Origin of the sequence: Lentzea sp. NPDC092896 (assembly GCF_044754905.1) — a bacterium.
In the GTDB taxonomy this organism is placed as follows: domain Bacteria; phylum Actinomycetota; class Actinomycetes; order Mycobacteriales; family Pseudonocardiaceae; genus Lentzea.
The window spans coordinates 147,184-162,937 of sequence record NZ_JBIVPX010000017.1; the positions used below are offsets into that span (position 1 = coordinate 147,184).

Below are 15,754 nucleotides of genomic sequence, written 5' to 3' on the forward strand. Positions count from 1 at the left end.
TGGAGGAGGCCGGAAGAGGGGCCGGCGGCACGTCCACGCGGAGCCGAAGGGCCCTGCCCAGCCGGGACAGTTCATCAGATGCTGGGGACTGATGACCGACGAACCGGGAGTGATGATGAAGATCGAGGAACTGATCGCCAGCGTCAAGAACTCCGTGGAGGCCAAGAAGGTCTACGCCGAGCCGTACGAGAAGAACGGCATCACCGTCATCGCCGCCGCGTCCGTCTCCGGTGGTACCGGTGGCGGCTCGGGCAAGGACGAGAAAGGTCAGGAGGGCGAGGGCGGCGGGTTCGGGATCGCCGCGAAGCCGACAGGGGCCTTCGTGATCAACGGCGACGACGTCCGGTGGGTACCCGCCGTGGACGTGAACCGGCTGATCGCCACCATGGGAGCGGTGGCTGTCGCGGCCATCTTCGTGGCGGCGCGTTTGTTGAAGTCGCGTAGGTGACCCGCGCGGTCACGCCGCGATCAGCAAGCCCAGAACCTGTTCGCCGGACGAGGTGAGAACCGCACGAACCCGTTGCCCCGACCGCGAGCTGTGTGCCGCCGCGACCAGACCTCGCGCACACAGCTCGTTCGTCGCGGTGAAGTCGCACCACAGGCCGTCGACGGCCAAGTTGGGAACGCGGCCGCCGGACAGCTCGGCGCGGCCTTCGGCGACGGCCTTCAACATCGACCGGTGCCGCGCGGTGTAACCGTGGATGCCCATCTGACTTCCCCTTCCCTCAGCCGTTTTCGTGTTGAGGGAAGGCTGCTCTTCCTGCTGGAGTGTGATGCAGATCCCAACGCGGTGAGTGGGTCGGGACCAACGTCTCACGGCGGTCAGGACCTGTACCGGAGATGGTGCGGCTGGTTCCAGCAGACGAGCGGACGAGTGGAGGGCGATTGCCCATCGCAGGAGTGTCCAACGCGGACTTCCTGCCCACCTGACGTGCCCCAAGGTCCCTGGGGACCATGCCATCCGCTGGTGATGCTCGAACCCATGGCGACCACGACTGCGACCGAGCCCGACAGTGATCCGCGAGAACCACTGGAGCGGCTGTTCCGAGACCTGCGGACGAGGGCGACCGGCCTGTCGGGTCGCGAGGCGGCCCGGCGGCTTGTCGCGCACGGGCCGAACGAGCTCACACGTCGCAAACGGCGTGACTGGCCCAAGCAGCTTCTGCGGCAGTTCACCCACCCGCTGGCCCTGCTGCTGGCGCTGGCCGCTGCCCTTGCGATCGTCGCCGGCACGACGCCGCTCGGTATCGCGATCATCGCCGTCATCGTCCTCAACGCGGGCTTGGCGTTCGTCCAGGAGCAGCAGGCGGAGAAGGCCGTCGAGGCGCTCGCCGCGTACCTGCCGGCCAAGGCGTCCGTGCTGCGTGACGGCGTGCGCACGTCGATCCCCGCGAGTGAACTCGTGCCGGGTGACGTGCTGATCGTCGAGGAGGGCGATCGCGTCTCGGCCGACGCACGGCTGATCGACGGCGGTGTCGAAGTCGACCTCTCGACGCTCAACGGCGAGTCGTTGCCCGCCTACCGTTCCACGGAGCTCACTGACGTCGCCGGACCCCTGCTGGACGCGCGGGACCTGGTGTTCAGCGGCACCAGTTGCACCGGCGGGGAGGCGAAGGCGGTCGTCTTCGCGACGGGTATGCGCACCGAACTGGGCCGGATCGCCGCACTGTCGCAGCGGGTCGGCCGGGACGAGAGTCCCCTGGAACGTCAGGTGAAGCGGGTGGCCTGGCTGATCGCCGCGGTGGCGGTGGGTGCCGGGCTGGCGTTCCTGCCCATCGGGGTGTTCGTCGCCGGGCTGCCGTTGCCCGACTCGTTCAACTTCGCGATCGGACTGCTCGTCGCGAACGTCCCGGAAGGTCTGCTGCCGACCATCACACTCGCCCTGGCCGTCGGGGTTCGGGCGCTCGCCCGCGGCGGAGCCGTGGTGAAGCGGTTGTCCGCGGTCGAGACGCTCGGCTCGACCACGGTGATTTGCACCGACAAGACGGGCACGCTGACGCAGAACCGCATGACGGTCACCGACATCTGGACGCCCGATGGCGATCGCGCCGCCCTGGCCACATCGGTCTCCGCGTGCAACAACGCTGATCTGGAAGGAGGCACTGGCGACCCGACCGAGGTCGCGCTGTTGCAGGCGGCGTCGGAGATTGGTGTCGAGGTGTCCGTCAAGGCTCGCGGTGAGCATCGTGTGCGTCAGTTCCACTTCGACCCGGCGCTGCGCATGATGTCCACTGTGGATCGCCAGGACGGCGGGCTGGTGGTCAACGTCAAAGGCGCGCCCGAGGAAGTGCTGACCCGGCTGACGAACTACGACTCCGCCGACGTCGAACGCGTGATCGCCGAGTACGCCCAACGCGGCCTCCGCGTGCTGGCCGTCGCTCGACGTCGGTGCGAGGTGATTCCCGAGCGCCGGGAGGATGCTGAACACGACCTCGAGTTGCTCGGTCTCGTGGCGATGTTCGATCCGCCGCGACCCGAGGTCGCCGACGCCGTGGCGCGCTGTCACACCGCGGGTATCCGGCTCATCGTGGTCACCGGCGACCACGGGCTCACTGCGAAGGAGATCGCCCGCCAGGTCGGAATCGCCCGCAACGGCACCAAGGTCGTCACCGGTGCCGAGCTGGACGACATGACCGAGGCCGAACTGGACGAGCTGCTGCGCGGCAACGAGGAGCTGATCTTCGCGCGCAGCTCCCCCGAGGTGAAGCTGCGCGTCGCCGATGCCTTGCGCGCGCAAGGCAACGTCGTGGCGATGACCGGTGACGGCGTGAACGACGCACCCGCGCTGCGCCGTGCGGACATCGGCATCGCCATGGGACGTTCCGGCACCGACGTGGCACGCGAGTCCTCGACGATGGTGCTGACCGACGACAACTTCGCCACCATCGTGACCGCCGTGGAGGCGGGCCGGCGGGTCTACGACAACGTCCGCAAGTTCATCCTCTACATCTTCGCCCACGCGACCCCGGAAGTGATCCCGTTCCTGCTGTTCGCACTGTCCGGTGGCGCGATCCCGTTGCCGCTCACGGTGTTGCAGATCCTGGCGATCGACCTCGGCACCGAGACCCTGCCCGCGCTGGCGCTCGGTCGTGAACCCGCCGAGCCCGGCCTCATGGAGCGACCGCCGCGGCGTCACACCGACGGCGTCATCAACCGCCAGATGCTCTGGCGCGCCTGGGGCCTGCTGGGTGGTGTCTCGGCACTGCTGGTGCTCGGCGGGTTCTTCCTCACCCTGCTCGCAGGCGGCTGGTCGCCAGGTGATCCGGTCGGCGAAGGTGCGCCGTTGCACGACGTGTGGGTGCAGGCCACCACGATGTCGTTCCTGGGCATCGTCGCCTGCCAGCTCGGCACGGCCTTCGCGTCCCGCACCCAGTACGCGTCACTGCGCTCGATCGGCGTCTTCAGCAACCGGTTGTTGTTGTGGGGCATCGTGTTCGAGGTCGTCTTCGCGGCCGCCGCGGTGACCGTTCCCGCGCTGCAGCACGTCTTCGGCACCGCCGTGCCACCCGCCGGACACCTGCTCCTGCTCGCCACCTTCCCGGTGATCGTGTGGGGCGTGGACGAGCTGTGGCGCTGGTCCCGCCGCGGCAGGTCGTGACGTCCCGACTCGATCGGGACCAAGGGCTGCGTTCGCGGGCCCTGCCCCCGACAAGACTCCAACCAGAAGAACTTCCTGGGAGGTAAAGATGTCCGCTGTTCACGCCCCTGCTCGCACCCGGACCGAAACGAGTGCCGTGCCCCTCGCGGTGCTGCGCATCGCGACCGGATTGTTGTTCCTCTGGGCCTTCCTCGACAAGGCGTTCGGCCTGGGCTACGCCACCCAGTCCAAGAACGCGTGGTTCTCGGGAGGCTCGCCCACGAAGGGCTTCCTCAGCCGCGTCGCCGTCGGGCCGTTCGAGTCGTTGTTCCACGACATCGCCGGGGCCTGGTGGGCAGACGTGCTGTTCATGGCCGGTCTCCTCGCGGTCGGGGTGGCGCTGGTGTTGGGCATCGGCCTGCGGATCGCGGCGGTGAGCGGTGCGCTGATGATGCTGCTCATGTGGGCGGCGGAGTGGCCGCCGGCGCAGCACACCTCGACCGGCGAGGCGACGATGTCGACCAACCCGCTCATCGACTACCACGTCGTCTACGCCCTGGTGCTGATCGCCCTCGCGGCCACCGCGTCCGGCGTCACGTGGGGTCTGGCGCGCTGGTGGAACACCCTGCCGATCGTCAAGGCCAACCCTTGGCTTCGGTGAAAATCCGGAAGAGGGGCAGGACGCCGTGGCGTCCTGCCCCTCTTCCGTTGCACGGAATCAGGCAGTCCGGCCGGCATTCTCGATCTGCCCGGCAAGCCCAGGCCGTATGAGCAGCACGGAGGACGGCGCGTGCTGGACGACCGCGTGACTCGTCGATCCCAGGCCCGTTCCGCCAAGCCTGTCGTCACCGTACGAGCCGACGACGAGCAGCGCGGCGTGCTCAGCGAACTTCACGAGCTGGTGGGCAGGAGATCCGTGCACCACGTGACGCTCGACGGGAACATCGGGGTGGCGGTCGGCGCACGAGGCGAGTCGCTGTGCCACCACCGACGCACGGGCGGCGTCGAGCTCGGACCACCCGATCCCCACTGCCGCAGCGACCTCCTCGGTTCCCAGCGGCGGGATCCAGGCATGAACGGCCACGAGCGACGTGCCGCGCACCGCGGCTTCGTCGAACGCCCGGTCAACCACGAACCAGTTCGCCGGAGTGCCATGCACACCGACGACCACCGGTGCGTCAGGAACGGGCTGCTCGCCCTTCACGATGGCGACCGGGCACCTCGAACGCTCCGACAGCGCGACGGCGACCGAGCCGAGCCGCAGGCCGCTGAACCCACCGATCCCACGCGGTCCGACCGCGACGAGTGAGACCGTCTCGGACTCCTGTTCCAGGAAGCGGGCAGCCGTGTTCACTTCGACGCGCGCCTGGATTTCGAGACGAGGCGCGATCTCCTTCGCGGTCACGACAGCGTCGTGCATCCATCCTGTCGACTCGTCGTGCAACGCACGACGCGCCGAACCACGAAGGTCCGGCACGCCGGCGGGAAGCGGGAGCTCCGCATGAACGAGTCGCAGTTCCGCGCCCTGCCGGACGGCCTCCTCAGCCGCCCATCGGACCGCACGCAGCGCGGACTCGGATCCGTCCACACCGGCCACAACGACGTTCGAACGTCCAAAAGGAACGGTGAACCGCCTCAACGCCCGGTCCAGTCCGGCGCGGTCAGCTCCCACTCGAGCTGCCACCACCGCAGGCGAACCCTCATGCACGCGAACCTCACCAGCCCGAACAACAGGGCCATCGCACCCGCGATCAGTCCCCACAGCAGCACCGCGCTGAAGATCGCGTTGAACGCGGCTCCCTGGTTCGTCATGGGAGGCTCGGTCGGCTCGCCGCTGAGATCGACCCAGATTCGCAGAGTCGTGCCCGCCTCGGCGCCGTAGGGCGCTCGAACGACGCCGTGGCGTTCAAGGCCGTCAGGCATGCGCCAGGTCGCAACGGCGTCGGTGGTCTCGATGAGCGTCTCGCTGCCGGCGGCACCGTCCATCGACGGCACGTCCTCTGTGAGCGCCGCGTTCACCTGCAACCGGCTCTTCTGCTCAGCCACGACGCGCGACTCATGCGTCGCATACATCTCCGACCCGACTGCTCCGGCCACCGGGACGGCGAGCAGCGTCACCACGACCCCCAGCGCGAGCACCGCACCCTCGATCCGGTCGCCGAACGTGGCGAGCGGGTTGCGTCCGGGAAAGGCACTCCGGACCAGTCTGGACACTGCGTTCGCGGTCATGGTCCACCTCCACCGACAAGAATTCCGGGTGCGGGCGGCCGCCCCCAGGGACCTTGGTCTCGTCACCGATGAGCCCCTGGTCTCGTCGAAACGAAGCCTCGGTGCGGTGTTCGTGAAATGCGTCTCGGCGCAGCCTGGAGCCACGCCGGAACCCAGGAGCCCGCCATGACCACGCCACTTCTCGTCGTCGACCACCAGCCTTACGCGGACATGAAGGACCGCAGGCTCGCTGTGGTGCTCGCCGAGGAAGACGCGGCGGAGGAGCTCGGCCTCAACCCGCTGGAGCGGGTCTCGTGCCGCCTGCACCGCCGATGGCTGCACCACTGCGTGCACTCCGCAGACCACGTCATCAAAGTCACCGGACACCGCTGGTGCCGCGACTGCTCCTCGACGGCCTCCGTCGGCGTCGACGAGCTGACCGGTGACGTTCTGGTGCGGTGCGAGTCGTGCCATCGGACGCCCCGCACGTCCGCCACGCAGCAGATCGTCCGCTCATGCCGAGCGAGCTTGGCCGCGGCGAGGGGCTTCTTCTCCGATGTTCAGACGAGCTTGGCGGCGTGATCCGGCACTTCCCGCTGCAGAGCGCGGGCCGTGCGCTGGTGGCCGCTGGACGGTGGCCGCGCGGGCAGCTTGATCTTCGGCGCGGTGACCTCGTGGTAGTCGATCGTGCTGAGCAGGTGGGCGATCATGTTGATCCGCGCCCGTCGCTTGTCGTCGCCTTCGACGGCGTACCAGGGTGATTCGGCGACGTCGGTGTGGACCATCACCTCGTACTTGGCGCGGGAGTAGTCCGGCTCCTTGACGCGCAACTCCTTCGTGGTGACGAGCCGCAGATCCGCGCCGACCTGGTCGCCCGCCTCCAGCACGACCAGGTCGCCCGGCACGAGCTCTGCCGACGGGACCCGTGCGGTGAGACCGTCACGCACGACGGTCACCTCGGTGCGCACCATCGCCGTCAAGGCATCCAACGCCCGTTCGGCACGTGCCTCCTGGTGAGCCCGGCGACGGCGTGGACCACGACGACGGCGAACACGATCTCGCCGAGTGCAGCGGTGATGCCCGCGGCCACCAGCAGCACGTAGATGAGCGGGTGGCGCAGCTGTCCGAGCAGCCGCACCACCCAGCTCTGCCCGCGCACGGCGGCCAGCTCGTTCGGCCCGAGCGCGGCCAGCCGGTCCCGCCACTGGGCGGTGGACAGGCCGGCGGCCTCGTCGGTCTCCGCGATCAGGACGACCTCGGCCACCGGCAGACCGTGGTGGACAACGTCCTCGCGGTCAGCAGTGCTCAGCGGCATGGCCCACTCGCAGGTGCGGGTCGTCGTGGCTGATCGCCCGCAGCACGTCCAGCCGGTTCACCATGCCGATCACCTGGCCGTCGTCGAGCACCGGCACGCAGAGCACCTCGTAGCGGGTCATCGCCTCGAACAGCGTCGCCACGTCGAACTCCGGCCCGACCGTCAGCACCGGCTGTGACATCACACGCTCGACCTTGGGCGCCTCGTCCTCGCTCCGCCGGCAACCGGCCTTGGTGACCACGCCGCAGAAGAACCCGCGGTCCACGACAGGCAGCATGGCGAGCCCGAAGTCGTCCATCAGGCCCTCGGCGTGACGGGCGAAGTCACGCGGCCCCACAGTCACGAGCAGCGGTGCCAGCAGTTCTCTCGTCTTCACGACGTGGCCTCGGCGTGCTCGCGATCGGTCACCGGGATGACGACGATCGGGGCGTGCGCGTGCCGCACGACGTGCATGCTGGTCGAACCCAGCACCGCCTGCCGGATCCGGTGGTCGGTGTGCGAGGCGACGACGAGCATCGAGGCGCCCTCCGACGCCGACTCCAGCACCTCGGCGGCGTCCCCGCGCAGGCTGCGCCGCACGATCTCCGGCTGCTCGATGCCGCCCCGCGTCGCCCGCTGCAGCGCCTGCTCGACCAGCTGCTCGGACGCCGCGGTCTCCCGCTGGGCCGACGTCTCGGTCCAGTCCACCAGGGCCTCGTACTGCCAGGCGTTGACGACGTGCAAGGGGCAGCCGCGCACCGTCGCCTCGGTCAGCGCCCACTCCAGCGCGCGGTCCGAGGCGGGCGTGCCGTCGATGCCCACCACGATCGGTTGTGACGTGCTCATCGGTTCTCTCCTCGTCGTGTTGTCAGCTGGTCCGCAACTGGCGCAGGAACGGGTCGGCCTGGTGCACGGGTGCGACTCGCACCCGTGCGTCCACGACCAGACATCCGGTCTCCGTCACCACGAGCGGGTTGATGTCGAGCTCGACGACCTCCGGCAGCGCCGTGGCGAGTTCCGCCACGCGCAGCAGGACTTCACGCACGGCCACCGCGTCCTTTTCGGCCAGTACCCGTCCCGCGGCGCGGAATCCGTGCACGAGGTCGTCGGCGTCCGTTGTGGACAGTGGAGCGAGCGCGGCGGCCCGGTCGTCGATCACGTCGGTGTCCACGCCGCCGAGCCCGGTGACCACGAGCGGTCCGAACTTCTCGTCGGTCGCGATGCCCACCAGCAGTTCTCGTCCGCCGGCCGCCATGGGCTGGACGAACACCCCGCGCAACGTGTCGCCGAAGCGGTCCCGGAACGCGCGGAAGGCTTCCGCGACGGCAGGGCCGTCACCGATTCCGAGCTCCACGCCGCCGGCCTTGCTCTTGTGCAGCAGGTCGTCGGCGACCGCCTTGAGCGCCACCGGCGCGTCGTAGGCCAACTGGGCGGCGATCGCGTGATCCTCCGTCGTGACCAGCGTCCCGCCGAGAACGGGCAGCCCGAACGCCTTGAGCAGCACCACGACCTCGTCCGGGCTGAGCCAGCCATCAGCCCGGCGAGCCACGACACCGCGCGCCGTGTCCAGGTCGACCCTGTCCAGGCCGAGGAACTCGGCGGGCCGGGCGAGCCATTCCGCGCGTTCCACCAGGCGGGCGAGTGCTGCCGCGGCACGTGCCGGTTCGGCGTAGCAGGGCACCTCGTCCGGCAGGCGTTCCGTCTGGCCGGTCCGCACGGCGAGGACCGGTTTGCCGTCCCAGCGGTGCACGCCCTCGGTCGGGTCGCCGAGCGCGGTCGGGACGCCCACGGTGATCACCGCGTCCACAGCCGGGTCGGCCGCGATGAGGTCGAGGCAGCGGGCGAAGTTCTGCCCGTCGACCACAGCGGTGGTGTCCACGGGGTTGCAGCTGCTCGCCGTGACGGGCAGCAGTTCGCTCAGCGCCTTCACGGTGTCCACGGACAGTTCCGCCATGCGCAGGCCTTCCCTGACGCAGGCGTCCGCCGCCAGCACGCCGAGACCGCCCGCGTTGCTCAGGACGGCTACCGATCTGCCCCGCGGCAACGGTTGCCAGCTCAGCGCCATCAGCACGTCGGTGAGCTCCGGCACGCTGTCCACCGCGATCACCCCGGCCTGGCGGAACAACGCGTCCCTGATGACCGACGGCGTCGCGGTCGAGGCCGTGTGAGAGGCGGCGGCGCGCTGACCGGCCTCACTGGTGGCGGCGCGGATGGCGAGCACCGGCTTGCTCCGGGAGACCTGGCGGGCCAGCCGGGAGAACTTGCGCGGGTTGCCGAAGGACTCGAGGTAGAGCACGACGAACCGGGTGTCGGCGTCCTGGTCCCACCACATCAACAGGTCGTTGCTGCTGATGTCGAGCTTGTCCCCGGTGGAGACCAGGGTCGACAGGCCGAGGCCCAGTCGCCGCAGCTCCTCCTGCACGCCGATCGCGATGCCGCCGGACTGGGTGACCAGTCCGATGTCACCGGCGAGAGTGGCGTGCGCGGAGAAGGTGGCGTTCATCCGCACCGCGTTCGAACTCGTCGACACACCGAGACAGTTGGGGCCGACCAGGCGCATGCCGTGCGCGCTGACGGCGTTCCGCAGGGCGGTGGGTTCGACGCCCGACGAGATGACGACCAAGGCACGCACCCCACGACGTCCGCACTCCTCGGCGACCGTGGGCACCGCCTTCGCGGGCACGCACAGCACAGCGAGTTCCGGCGCCTCGGGCAGTTCCTCGATCGAGGCGTAGCAGTCGACTCCCGCGACCGACTTCGCGTGCGGGTTCACCGCGTAGAGGTCACCGGTGAAGCCGCCGTCCACCAGGTTGCGCAGCACCGCGTGCCCGACGGAAGTCTCCGACCGGCCCGCACCGACCACGGCGACCGAGCCCGGCCGCAGCACGTGGGACAGGCTCGCGACGTCGGCGACCGACTCCCGTGCGCTCACGGCGTCGAGGTACCGGTCATCGGGCTGCAGGACGAGTTCGACGTACATGACCTCGCGGTCAGGCACGATGCCGACGACGAAGCCCATGTCGGTGAAGACGCGGAGCATGCGGCCGTTGATCGTCAGCACCTCGGCGGTGAACCGGCGAACGCCCCTCGACCTCGCCAGGGAGGCGAGGTGTTCCAGCAGCAACGTGCCGAGGCCGTGGGCCTGTTCGACGTGCGACACGACGAGCGCGACCTCGGCGAAGTCGGTCTCCCGCACGACGACGTAACTGGCGGCCCCGAGCAGCCGGTCCCCGCGGAACGCGCCCAGCACCACGTGCGTCGGCTCGTCCGGCGACACCATCCGTTCGACGAAGTCCTCAAGCTGGTGCGGTGAGGTGCTGAAGAACCTCAGATACCTGTCCTCGACCGGCAGCGACCGGTGCAGCTCCAGCAGCGCGGACACGTCCGCCGGCCCCAGCTCGCGCACGGTCACCGCGGAACCGTCGGTCAGCAGCGCCAGCGCGGTCACAGCAACGGTCCGGGAGTCAGCGGCAGTGCCGCTTCGAGGGGAGCGTGCTCCTGCTCGACCTTCGGTGCGCGGATCACGACGACCGGGCACGCGGCGTGGTGCACGCAGTAGGCGCTGACCGAGCCGAGGATCGCCTCGACGATCGTGCTGTGGCCGCGGTTGCCGACCACGAGCAGTTCCGCGTCCTCGGAGGCCTTGGCGAGCGCGTCCCGGGGGTCGCCCTCGACCAAGATCCGGCGGATCTCCACGCCCTCGAACCCTTCGACCGCGCCGTCCAGGCCTTTCTGCGCCGTCTCCTTCATGACCTGCGGCGACATCGCCATGATGACCTCGGCCGGCACCGGGCCGATCATCCCGCCGTAGTCCGGGTGCCACGCCGAGATCACGTCGACCGGGCATCCACGCCGCCGCGCGTCCTCCACGGCCCATCGCAGTGCCGCCTGCGCGGCGGCGGATCCGTCCACGCCGACCACGACGGGCCGGGATTCCTTCTCGTTCATGCACTTCAGCCTTCCGACCCACGCCGGCGCCGGTGAGTGCCCGCGGTCCCGCGCCGTCCGGGACCTTCGTCCCCGGCCTACCAGGCCATGCCCAGCCCGACCGCCACGACCACGGGTGCGAGCCAGGCGGCCAGCTGGAGTGCGAACCGCGGCCCACCTGCGACCGTGGCCAGGACGAGCTTCACGACGGTGTTCGTGGCGAGGGCCGCGCCGCACGCCAGCACGGCGATGCGCACCGATATGGACTGCGGCGCAAGAGAAGCCGCCGCGATCGCTGCGGCGTGCGCATCTGCCATCCCGCCCAGCGCCCCTGCGGCCACGACTCCCCCGCCGCCCAGCCAGTCCGCCGCGGCGCGCGTGACGACCAGGAACAGCACCAGGACCGCGGCGAGCGACAAGGCCGCTTTGAGCGACATCGGCCTGCTCACCACAGGTTCGTCGTTCTGGGGTTCAGCGGGTTTCGTGCGCCACACGAGCCACGTCACCTCGGCCAGCAGCACCACCGCTCCCGCTCCAATCGCGGGCAACAGCCTCAGCGCGACCGGTGGGCTCGCGATCGCCGTCACCGCGACGATCTGCGCGAGAGTGGCGAGGTTCACCGCGACCGCACCGGGAAACACAGCAGCACCAACGGTTCGGTATTTGCGAGCCATCACCGCAGTCGTGGCCGACCCGGACACGAAACCGCCGGCGAACCCGGTGACCAGCAGGCCCCAGCGTTCCCCGAACGCCCGCGCGGCAACGTATCCGGCCCATCCGATGACCGTGACCGCGATGACCAGCCACCACACGCGGGCTGGGTTCAACACCCCGTAAGGCCCGAGCGGCCGGTTGGGAAGCAGTGGCAGCACCACGAACGCGACGACGAACAGGATCATCGCGTCACGCACGTCCTGGTCGCTCACCACCTTGCGCGCGAACCGGTGCAGCGGCCGTTTGGCGGCCAGAAGCGCGGCCGCGGCAACGCCGACCGGGACCGCGAGTTCGGGCCGCTGCCACGCCAGCGCGCCCAGCAGGAACGTCGCGATGGCCGCGATCTCCGTCGTGGCACCGGGTTCGGAGGTGCGCACGTACCAAGCGATGACGAGCGCGGCAACGGCGGCGAGTGCGACGCCCAGCGCGACCGGCGACAGTGCCGCACTCACCGCTCCCGCGAGCGCGATCAGCGGGAACGTCCGCGACCCGGCGGGCCGGGTCGAGTCGTGCGCGTTGTCGTGCTCGCGCTCCACCCCGAGCAACAGACCGATCGCGAGCGCCGTCGCGAGATGGCCGAGTGCGACAACCGTGTCCATGGCTCAGCTCGCGTTGAGGCGCGCGGCCTCGTCCTCAGCCGAGACGACGTGCGCGTCCGGGCCGGGGAACACCAGGGCCTCGTGCTCGGTGTCCAGCCACCGCACGACGTACGGCGGACTCCCGTCCTCGTGCCGGGTGTCCGCGATCAACCCGCGCCGCCCATCGGGTTCGACCAGCCAGTCGCCTGTCTTCGCCTTCATCACGTCCTCCATCCGATCCGTGCGATCGAGGGTTCGCCTCGCGCGTGCAGGCCAGCAGTGCGGATGGGCTCGCCCGGCTCGTGACGTTGGTCCCTGCCGACGTCTGAGGGCCGCGTCGCACTCTGGTTCCGAGTGAGAGGAGCGGTCATGAGGACACCCGTGATCCTGGTCGGCGTCGACGGCTCGACGGAGTCGTGCGCGGCGTTGCGGTGGGCGATGGAGGAAGCGGCGCACCGGGGCGCCAGGGTGGAGGCGATGTTCTCGTACCGGCAGGAGCCAGTGGTCGTGCCGGCCGTACCGATGGGCCTCAACCCGTACGGCGAGATGCCACAACGCCACCCGGCGCGGGAGCTCCACAACACCGTCCAGCAGGTGCGCGCCACGATGCTCCACCCGCCCGACGTTGCCGAGTGCGTCGTCGTGGGCGATGCGGCCGACCAGCTGGCAGAGGCTTCGAAGCACGCCGAATCGCGGCTGAGCCACGAGCTGCGCGGCCTTGGCATCGAGCTGCAGTTCGCCGACATCCCCTTCATCGCCAAGACGAAGGGGAAGTCGGCCGGCAACGCGGCCTAGTCGGGCCGCACGATCGCCAACGGGCACGGCGCGTTGTAGACGAGTGCCTGACTCGTCGAGCCGAGCAACATGCCGGCGAACCCGCCGTGCCCGTGGCTGCCCACCACCACGAGCTGAGCCTCAGCCCCGTACCGCATCAACGCGCGCACTGGCCGGTCGCGCACGACCACCTGGTGCACCTGCACGTCCGGATACTTCTCCTGCCACCCGGCGAGCCGCTGCGCGAGCAACTGGCGCTCGTCGGCCTCCACCTGGGCCCAGTCGACCGTGAACCTCGACGCCGAGTAGGCGCTCTCCATCATGAAGTCCTGCCAGCACATCACCACGGTGAGCGAAGCGTCGCGCATCGAGGCCGTCTCGAAGGCGAACGCGAGCGCGGCCTCGCTCGTCGGGGACCCGTCGATCCCGACGACGACCGGGCCGCCGGGCACGGCGATGCCGCGCACCACGACCACCGGGCTCTTGCCGTGCGCCGCGAGCGCCAAAGCCGAGGAGCCGACGACCATTCCCGTCACCGTGCCGAGGCCCTGTGAACCGACCACGATCAGTCGTGCCGCCTTGGACTCCTCGATCAGCAGCGCGGACGCACCGCAGCAGGCGATTCCCGTCGTGACCTCGACGTCCGGTGCGGCTGCCCGCGCGGCCGCGGTGGCCTCGTCCAGCTTGTCGCGGCCCAGTTGCTCGATCGCGTCGCGGATCTCGTTGCCGGTGAGGATGACCTCGGGGTAGCCGCGTGTCGGCAACGAGTAGGCGTGCACGAGCCGCAGCGGCACCTTGTGGCGGGCGCTCTCCTGAGCGGCCCAGGTGACGGCGGACAGCGCCGAGGCGGAGCCGTCGACGCCGACCACGATCGGGGCGGATGGGGCCTTCATCGTTGTCCTCCCACGAGAATTCGAGTGTGCAGCACTCCTGGCACGGCGTCGGCGAGCGCGGTCAGGACCCGTTCGGTGTCCTCGTCGGTGGTGTCCGCGCCGATCACGACCTCACCGTCCCGGACCGTGACCGTCCACTTGCGACCGCCGCCGTAAACGTCGAGCACCCGTTGGACGTCCGCCGTCACCGTCGTGTCGGTTCTGGCGATGGCGCGCACCAGATCACGTCGCGTGACGACGCCGATGACCGCCGAGCCGTCCACGATCGGGACGCAGCGCCGTTGGTCGTCGACCATGACGCGGGCCAGCATCTCGGCCGGCGCGGCGGCATCCATCGCGACGGCGGGAGTGGTCATCACGTCGGCGACCACCGTGCCGCCTTCTTCCAGGTATCCGCCGCGCACCAGGTCGGCCTCGGTCACGATGCCGATGAGCTGCTTGTCGTCGTCGACGACGGGCAGCGCGGTGAACCCGTGCGAGACCATCAGCGCGGCCGCGCCTTTGAGCGGTACGACCGGTGTGACGGTGATCGCCGGGCTGGTCATGATGTCGCGAGCTCGCATTGCCGAACTCCCTTCCGGCTTCAACGCTAGGAATCGGAGCGTGCGGTGGACGCTGTCGTAGGTCCCGTGCCGACCGGGTCCTTGGCACCGACGATCGCCAGCGCCTGTGGGAAACCGGCGAACTCGTGCTGTTCGATCAGGCCCGCCCTCCATGCGCTGCGGTGGACCAGGTGCACCACTGGGCGGATCGCCACACCGGCGCTTCGGCCGGCCAGGATCGCGGCCTGCAGCGCCGCGCCACCCCGGACGTGGTCAGGACGGCGGTCGTCGGTGGTCAGCACGACGAGTTCGTGGTCGTTCAGGGCGCGCAGTTCCGTGCCCGCCCAGTGGTTGGCCCGTACGAATGCGCGAGCGTCGCCTCCACCGGATGCGTCGGCCATCCTGATCGCCCGGTGCAGGTCGAGGTCCTGCGGGTCCGGTGGCTCGCGGCGGTCCGCGTGCACGACGGCGAGCAGGTCTGGGCTGGCGCGGTCGGTCGGGAACACGACGTGCGGGTGCCAGCCCGCGTTCCGGACGGTGAGCACGACGTGCTCCAGGGCCGCCCCGCACGAGAGCATGCGGTCGAAGCCGAGGGGGTCGTGCTCGGAGCGCCCGCCCGCTTCGAAGAGGTAGACCGACCTGCCGTGCAGCTCCAAGGCCCATGGCCGGTCCGCGCTGTACACGGGCGCGTTGGTCGCCGTTTCGACGATCTCCGCGGCCTCTGCTGGGTTCCATCGCATGTCTTGACGATTCCGCCGCAAGCCGTCGGGTGGACAGGGCGGTCCTGCTCACGGGGGTCGGGCACTTGGACTCTCCGCACAGCGGTCCGACCGGAAGAGCCTGGACACATTGGAGGCGATGAAGATGTACGGGTACTACGGGAGCCCGATGGGCTGGGGCGGATTCGCGATGATGGCGTTGACCATGGTGCTGTTCTGGGGAGGTGTGGTCGCACTGGTCGTCGTACTGCTGCGCAAGGTTCCACACGCGGGGTCGGCGCACCGCATACTGGAGGAACGGCTGGCCAAGGGTGACATCGACGCAGAGGAGTTCGAGCGGGTGCGGAGGACACTCGATTCCCGGTGACAGGGTCTTTGGTCCCTGTGTGCCGGTGGTCTGCTGAGAGATCGTGATCCAGGAACGATCGAGGAGAGGTGGTTGCGGTGGTGTCGCGAGTCTTCCTGGTGGACGACCACGAGATCGTCCGGGTCGGCATCAGGGAGCTGCTCAGCGCCTCCCCCGACCTG

At 69.7% G+C, this 15,754-nt stretch carries 20 protein-coding genes; 6 read left to right on the forward strand and 14 right to left on the reverse strand.

Annotated features, from left to right (window positions below; translation table 11 throughout):
* Positions 1-91 precede the first annotated feature (91 nt).
* Positions 92-448, forward strand: coding sequence for a spore germination protein GerW family protein (locus ACIQF0_RS46585; protein ID WP_401041335.1), 357 nt, complete (start codon positions 92-94; stop codon positions 446-448).
* Between the two features lie 9 nt (positions 449-457).
* Here ACIQF0_RS46585 and ACIQF0_RS46590 read toward each other — a convergent pair whose 3' ends face one another.
* A complete protein-coding gene (locus tag ACIQF0_RS46590) occupies positions 458-709 on the reverse strand; it encodes a hypothetical protein (RefSeq protein ID WP_401041336.1) in 252 nt (83 codons plus the stop codon).
* Positions 710-982: 273 nt separating this feature from the next.
* Between ACIQF0_RS46590 and ACIQF0_RS46595 the strand changes: the two genes are divergently transcribed.
* Positions 983-3,598: a cation-translocating P-type ATPase gene (locus ACIQF0_RS46595; protein ID WP_401041338.1), complete on the forward strand. Its 2,616-nt coding sequence runs from the start codon at positions 983-985 to the stop codon at positions 3,596-3,598.
* An 88-nt stretch (positions 3,599-3,686) separates the two neighbouring features.
* Positions 3,687-4,238 (forward strand): hypothetical protein, encoded by a 552-nt coding sequence (locus ACIQF0_RS46600; RefSeq protein WP_401041340.1) that lies wholly within the window; start codon positions 3,687-3,689, stop codon positions 4,236-4,238.
* Between the two features lie 57 nt (positions 4,239-4,295).
* Here ACIQF0_RS46600 and ACIQF0_RS46605 read toward each other — a convergent pair whose 3' ends face one another.
* Positions 4,296-5,249, reverse strand: a complete 954-nt coding sequence (locus tag ACIQF0_RS46605; protein ID WP_401041342.1) for a universal stress protein — start codon at positions 5,247-5,249, stop codon at positions 4,296-4,298.
* Entirely contained in the window at positions 5,213-5,806 is a 594-nt protein-coding gene (locus ACIQF0_RS46610; RefSeq protein WP_401041343.1) for a hypothetical protein, read from the reverse strand. The genes ACIQF0_RS46605 and ACIQF0_RS46610 overlap by 37 nt, the downstream gene beginning before the upstream one ends.
* 165 nt (positions 5,807-5,971) lie before the next feature.
* On the opposite strand from ACIQF0_RS46610, the gene ACIQF0_RS46615 reads away from it, so the two are divergent.
* Positions 5,972-6,367 (forward strand): hypothetical protein, encoded by a 396-nt coding sequence (locus tag ACIQF0_RS46615; RefSeq protein ID WP_401041345.1) that lies wholly within the window; start codon positions 5,972-5,974, stop codon positions 6,365-6,367.
* On the opposite strand, the gene ACIQF0_RS46620 is transcribed toward ACIQF0_RS46615, so the two are convergent.
* The 8 genes from ACIQF0_RS46620 to ACIQF0_RS46655 all read right to left on the reverse strand — a co-directional run bounded on the left by ACIQF0_RS46620 (position 6,346) and on the right by ACIQF0_RS46655 (position 12,520).
* Positions 6,346-6,756 carry a hypothetical protein gene (locus ACIQF0_RS46620; RefSeq protein ID WP_401041346.1) on the reverse strand — a complete coding sequence of 137 codons (411 nt, stop codon included), beginning with the start codon at positions 6,754-6,756 and terminating at the stop codon, positions 6,346-6,348. The two genes, ACIQF0_RS46615 and ACIQF0_RS46620, sit on opposite strands and share 22 nt — an antisense overlap.
* 5 nt (positions 6,757-6,761) lie before the next feature.
* On the reverse strand, positions 6,762-7,100 hold the full coding sequence (locus tag ACIQF0_RS46625) for a cation-transporting P-type ATPase (protein WP_401041347.1): 339 nt from the start codon (positions 7,098-7,100) through the stop codon (positions 6,762-6,764).
* A complete protein-coding gene (locus ACIQF0_RS46630; RefSeq protein WP_401041348.1) occupies positions 7,081-7,476 on the reverse strand; it encodes an HPP family protein in 396 nt (131 codons plus the stop codon). The genes ACIQF0_RS46625 and ACIQF0_RS46630 overlap by 20 nt, the downstream gene beginning before the upstream one ends.
* Positions 7,473-7,925 (reverse strand): universal stress protein, encoded by a 453-nt coding sequence (locus ACIQF0_RS46635; RefSeq protein ID WP_401041350.1) that lies wholly within the window; start codon positions 7,923-7,925, stop codon positions 7,473-7,475. Before ACIQF0_RS46635 ends, ACIQF0_RS46630 begins: the two co-directional genes overlap by 4 nt.
* 22 nt (positions 7,926-7,947) lie before the next feature.
* A complete protein-coding gene (locus ACIQF0_RS46640; RefSeq protein ID WP_401041352.1) occupies positions 7,948-10,527 on the reverse strand; it encodes a GNAT family N-acetyltransferase in 2,580 nt (859 codons plus the stop codon).
* Positions 10,524-11,027: a universal stress protein gene (locus ACIQF0_RS46645; protein WP_401041353.1), complete on the reverse strand. Its 504-nt coding sequence runs from the start codon at positions 11,025-11,027 to the stop codon at positions 10,524-10,526. Before ACIQF0_RS46645 ends, ACIQF0_RS46640 begins: the two co-directional genes overlap by 4 nt.
* Before the next feature lie 77 nt (positions 11,028-11,104).
* A complete protein-coding gene (locus tag ACIQF0_RS46650; RefSeq protein WP_401041354.1) occupies positions 11,105-12,319 on the reverse strand; it encodes an MgtC/SapB family protein in 1,215 nt (404 codons plus the stop codon).
* Positions 12,320-12,322: 3 nt separating this feature from the next.
* Entirely contained in the window at positions 12,323-12,520 is a 198-nt protein-coding gene (locus ACIQF0_RS46655) for a DUF1918 domain-containing protein (RefSeq protein WP_401041356.1), read from the reverse strand.
* A 147-nt stretch (positions 12,521-12,667) separates the two neighbouring features.
* Between ACIQF0_RS46655 and ACIQF0_RS46660 the strand changes: the two genes are divergently transcribed.
* A complete protein-coding gene (locus ACIQF0_RS46660) occupies positions 12,668-13,093 on the forward strand; it encodes a universal stress protein (protein ID WP_401041358.1) in 426 nt (141 codons plus the stop codon).
* On the opposite strand, the gene ACIQF0_RS46665 is transcribed toward ACIQF0_RS46660, so the two are convergent.
* Genes ACIQF0_RS46665 through ACIQF0_RS46675 form a run of 3 tightly spaced genes read right to left on the reverse strand, consistent with a single transcriptional unit; the run spans position 13,090 to position 15,247 of the window.
* Positions 13,090-13,965: a universal stress protein gene (locus ACIQF0_RS46665; protein ID WP_401041359.1), complete on the reverse strand. Its 876-nt coding sequence runs from the start codon at positions 13,963-13,965 to the stop codon at positions 13,090-13,092. The two genes, ACIQF0_RS46660 and ACIQF0_RS46665, sit on opposite strands and share 4 nt — an antisense overlap.
* Positions 13,962-14,528: an HPP family protein gene (locus tag ACIQF0_RS46670; protein ID WP_401041361.1), complete on the reverse strand. Its 567-nt coding sequence runs from the start codon at positions 14,526-14,528 to the stop codon at positions 13,962-13,964. The genes ACIQF0_RS46665 and ACIQF0_RS46670 overlap by 4 nt, the downstream gene beginning before the upstream one ends.
* Positions 14,529-14,554: 26 nt before the next feature.
* Positions 14,555-15,247: a hypothetical protein gene (locus tag ACIQF0_RS46675; RefSeq protein WP_401041363.1), complete on the reverse strand. Its 693-nt coding sequence runs from the start codon at positions 15,245-15,247 to the stop codon at positions 14,555-14,557.
* 118 nt (positions 15,248-15,365) lie between these two features.
* Here ACIQF0_RS46675 and ACIQF0_RS46680 point away from each other — a divergent pair, with 118 nt between their 5' ends.
* Positions 15,366-15,593 (forward strand): SHOCT domain-containing protein, encoded by a 228-nt coding sequence (locus tag ACIQF0_RS46680; RefSeq protein WP_401041365.1) that lies wholly within the window; start codon positions 15,366-15,368, stop codon positions 15,591-15,593.
* Positions 15,594-15,754: the final 161 nt, after the last annotated feature.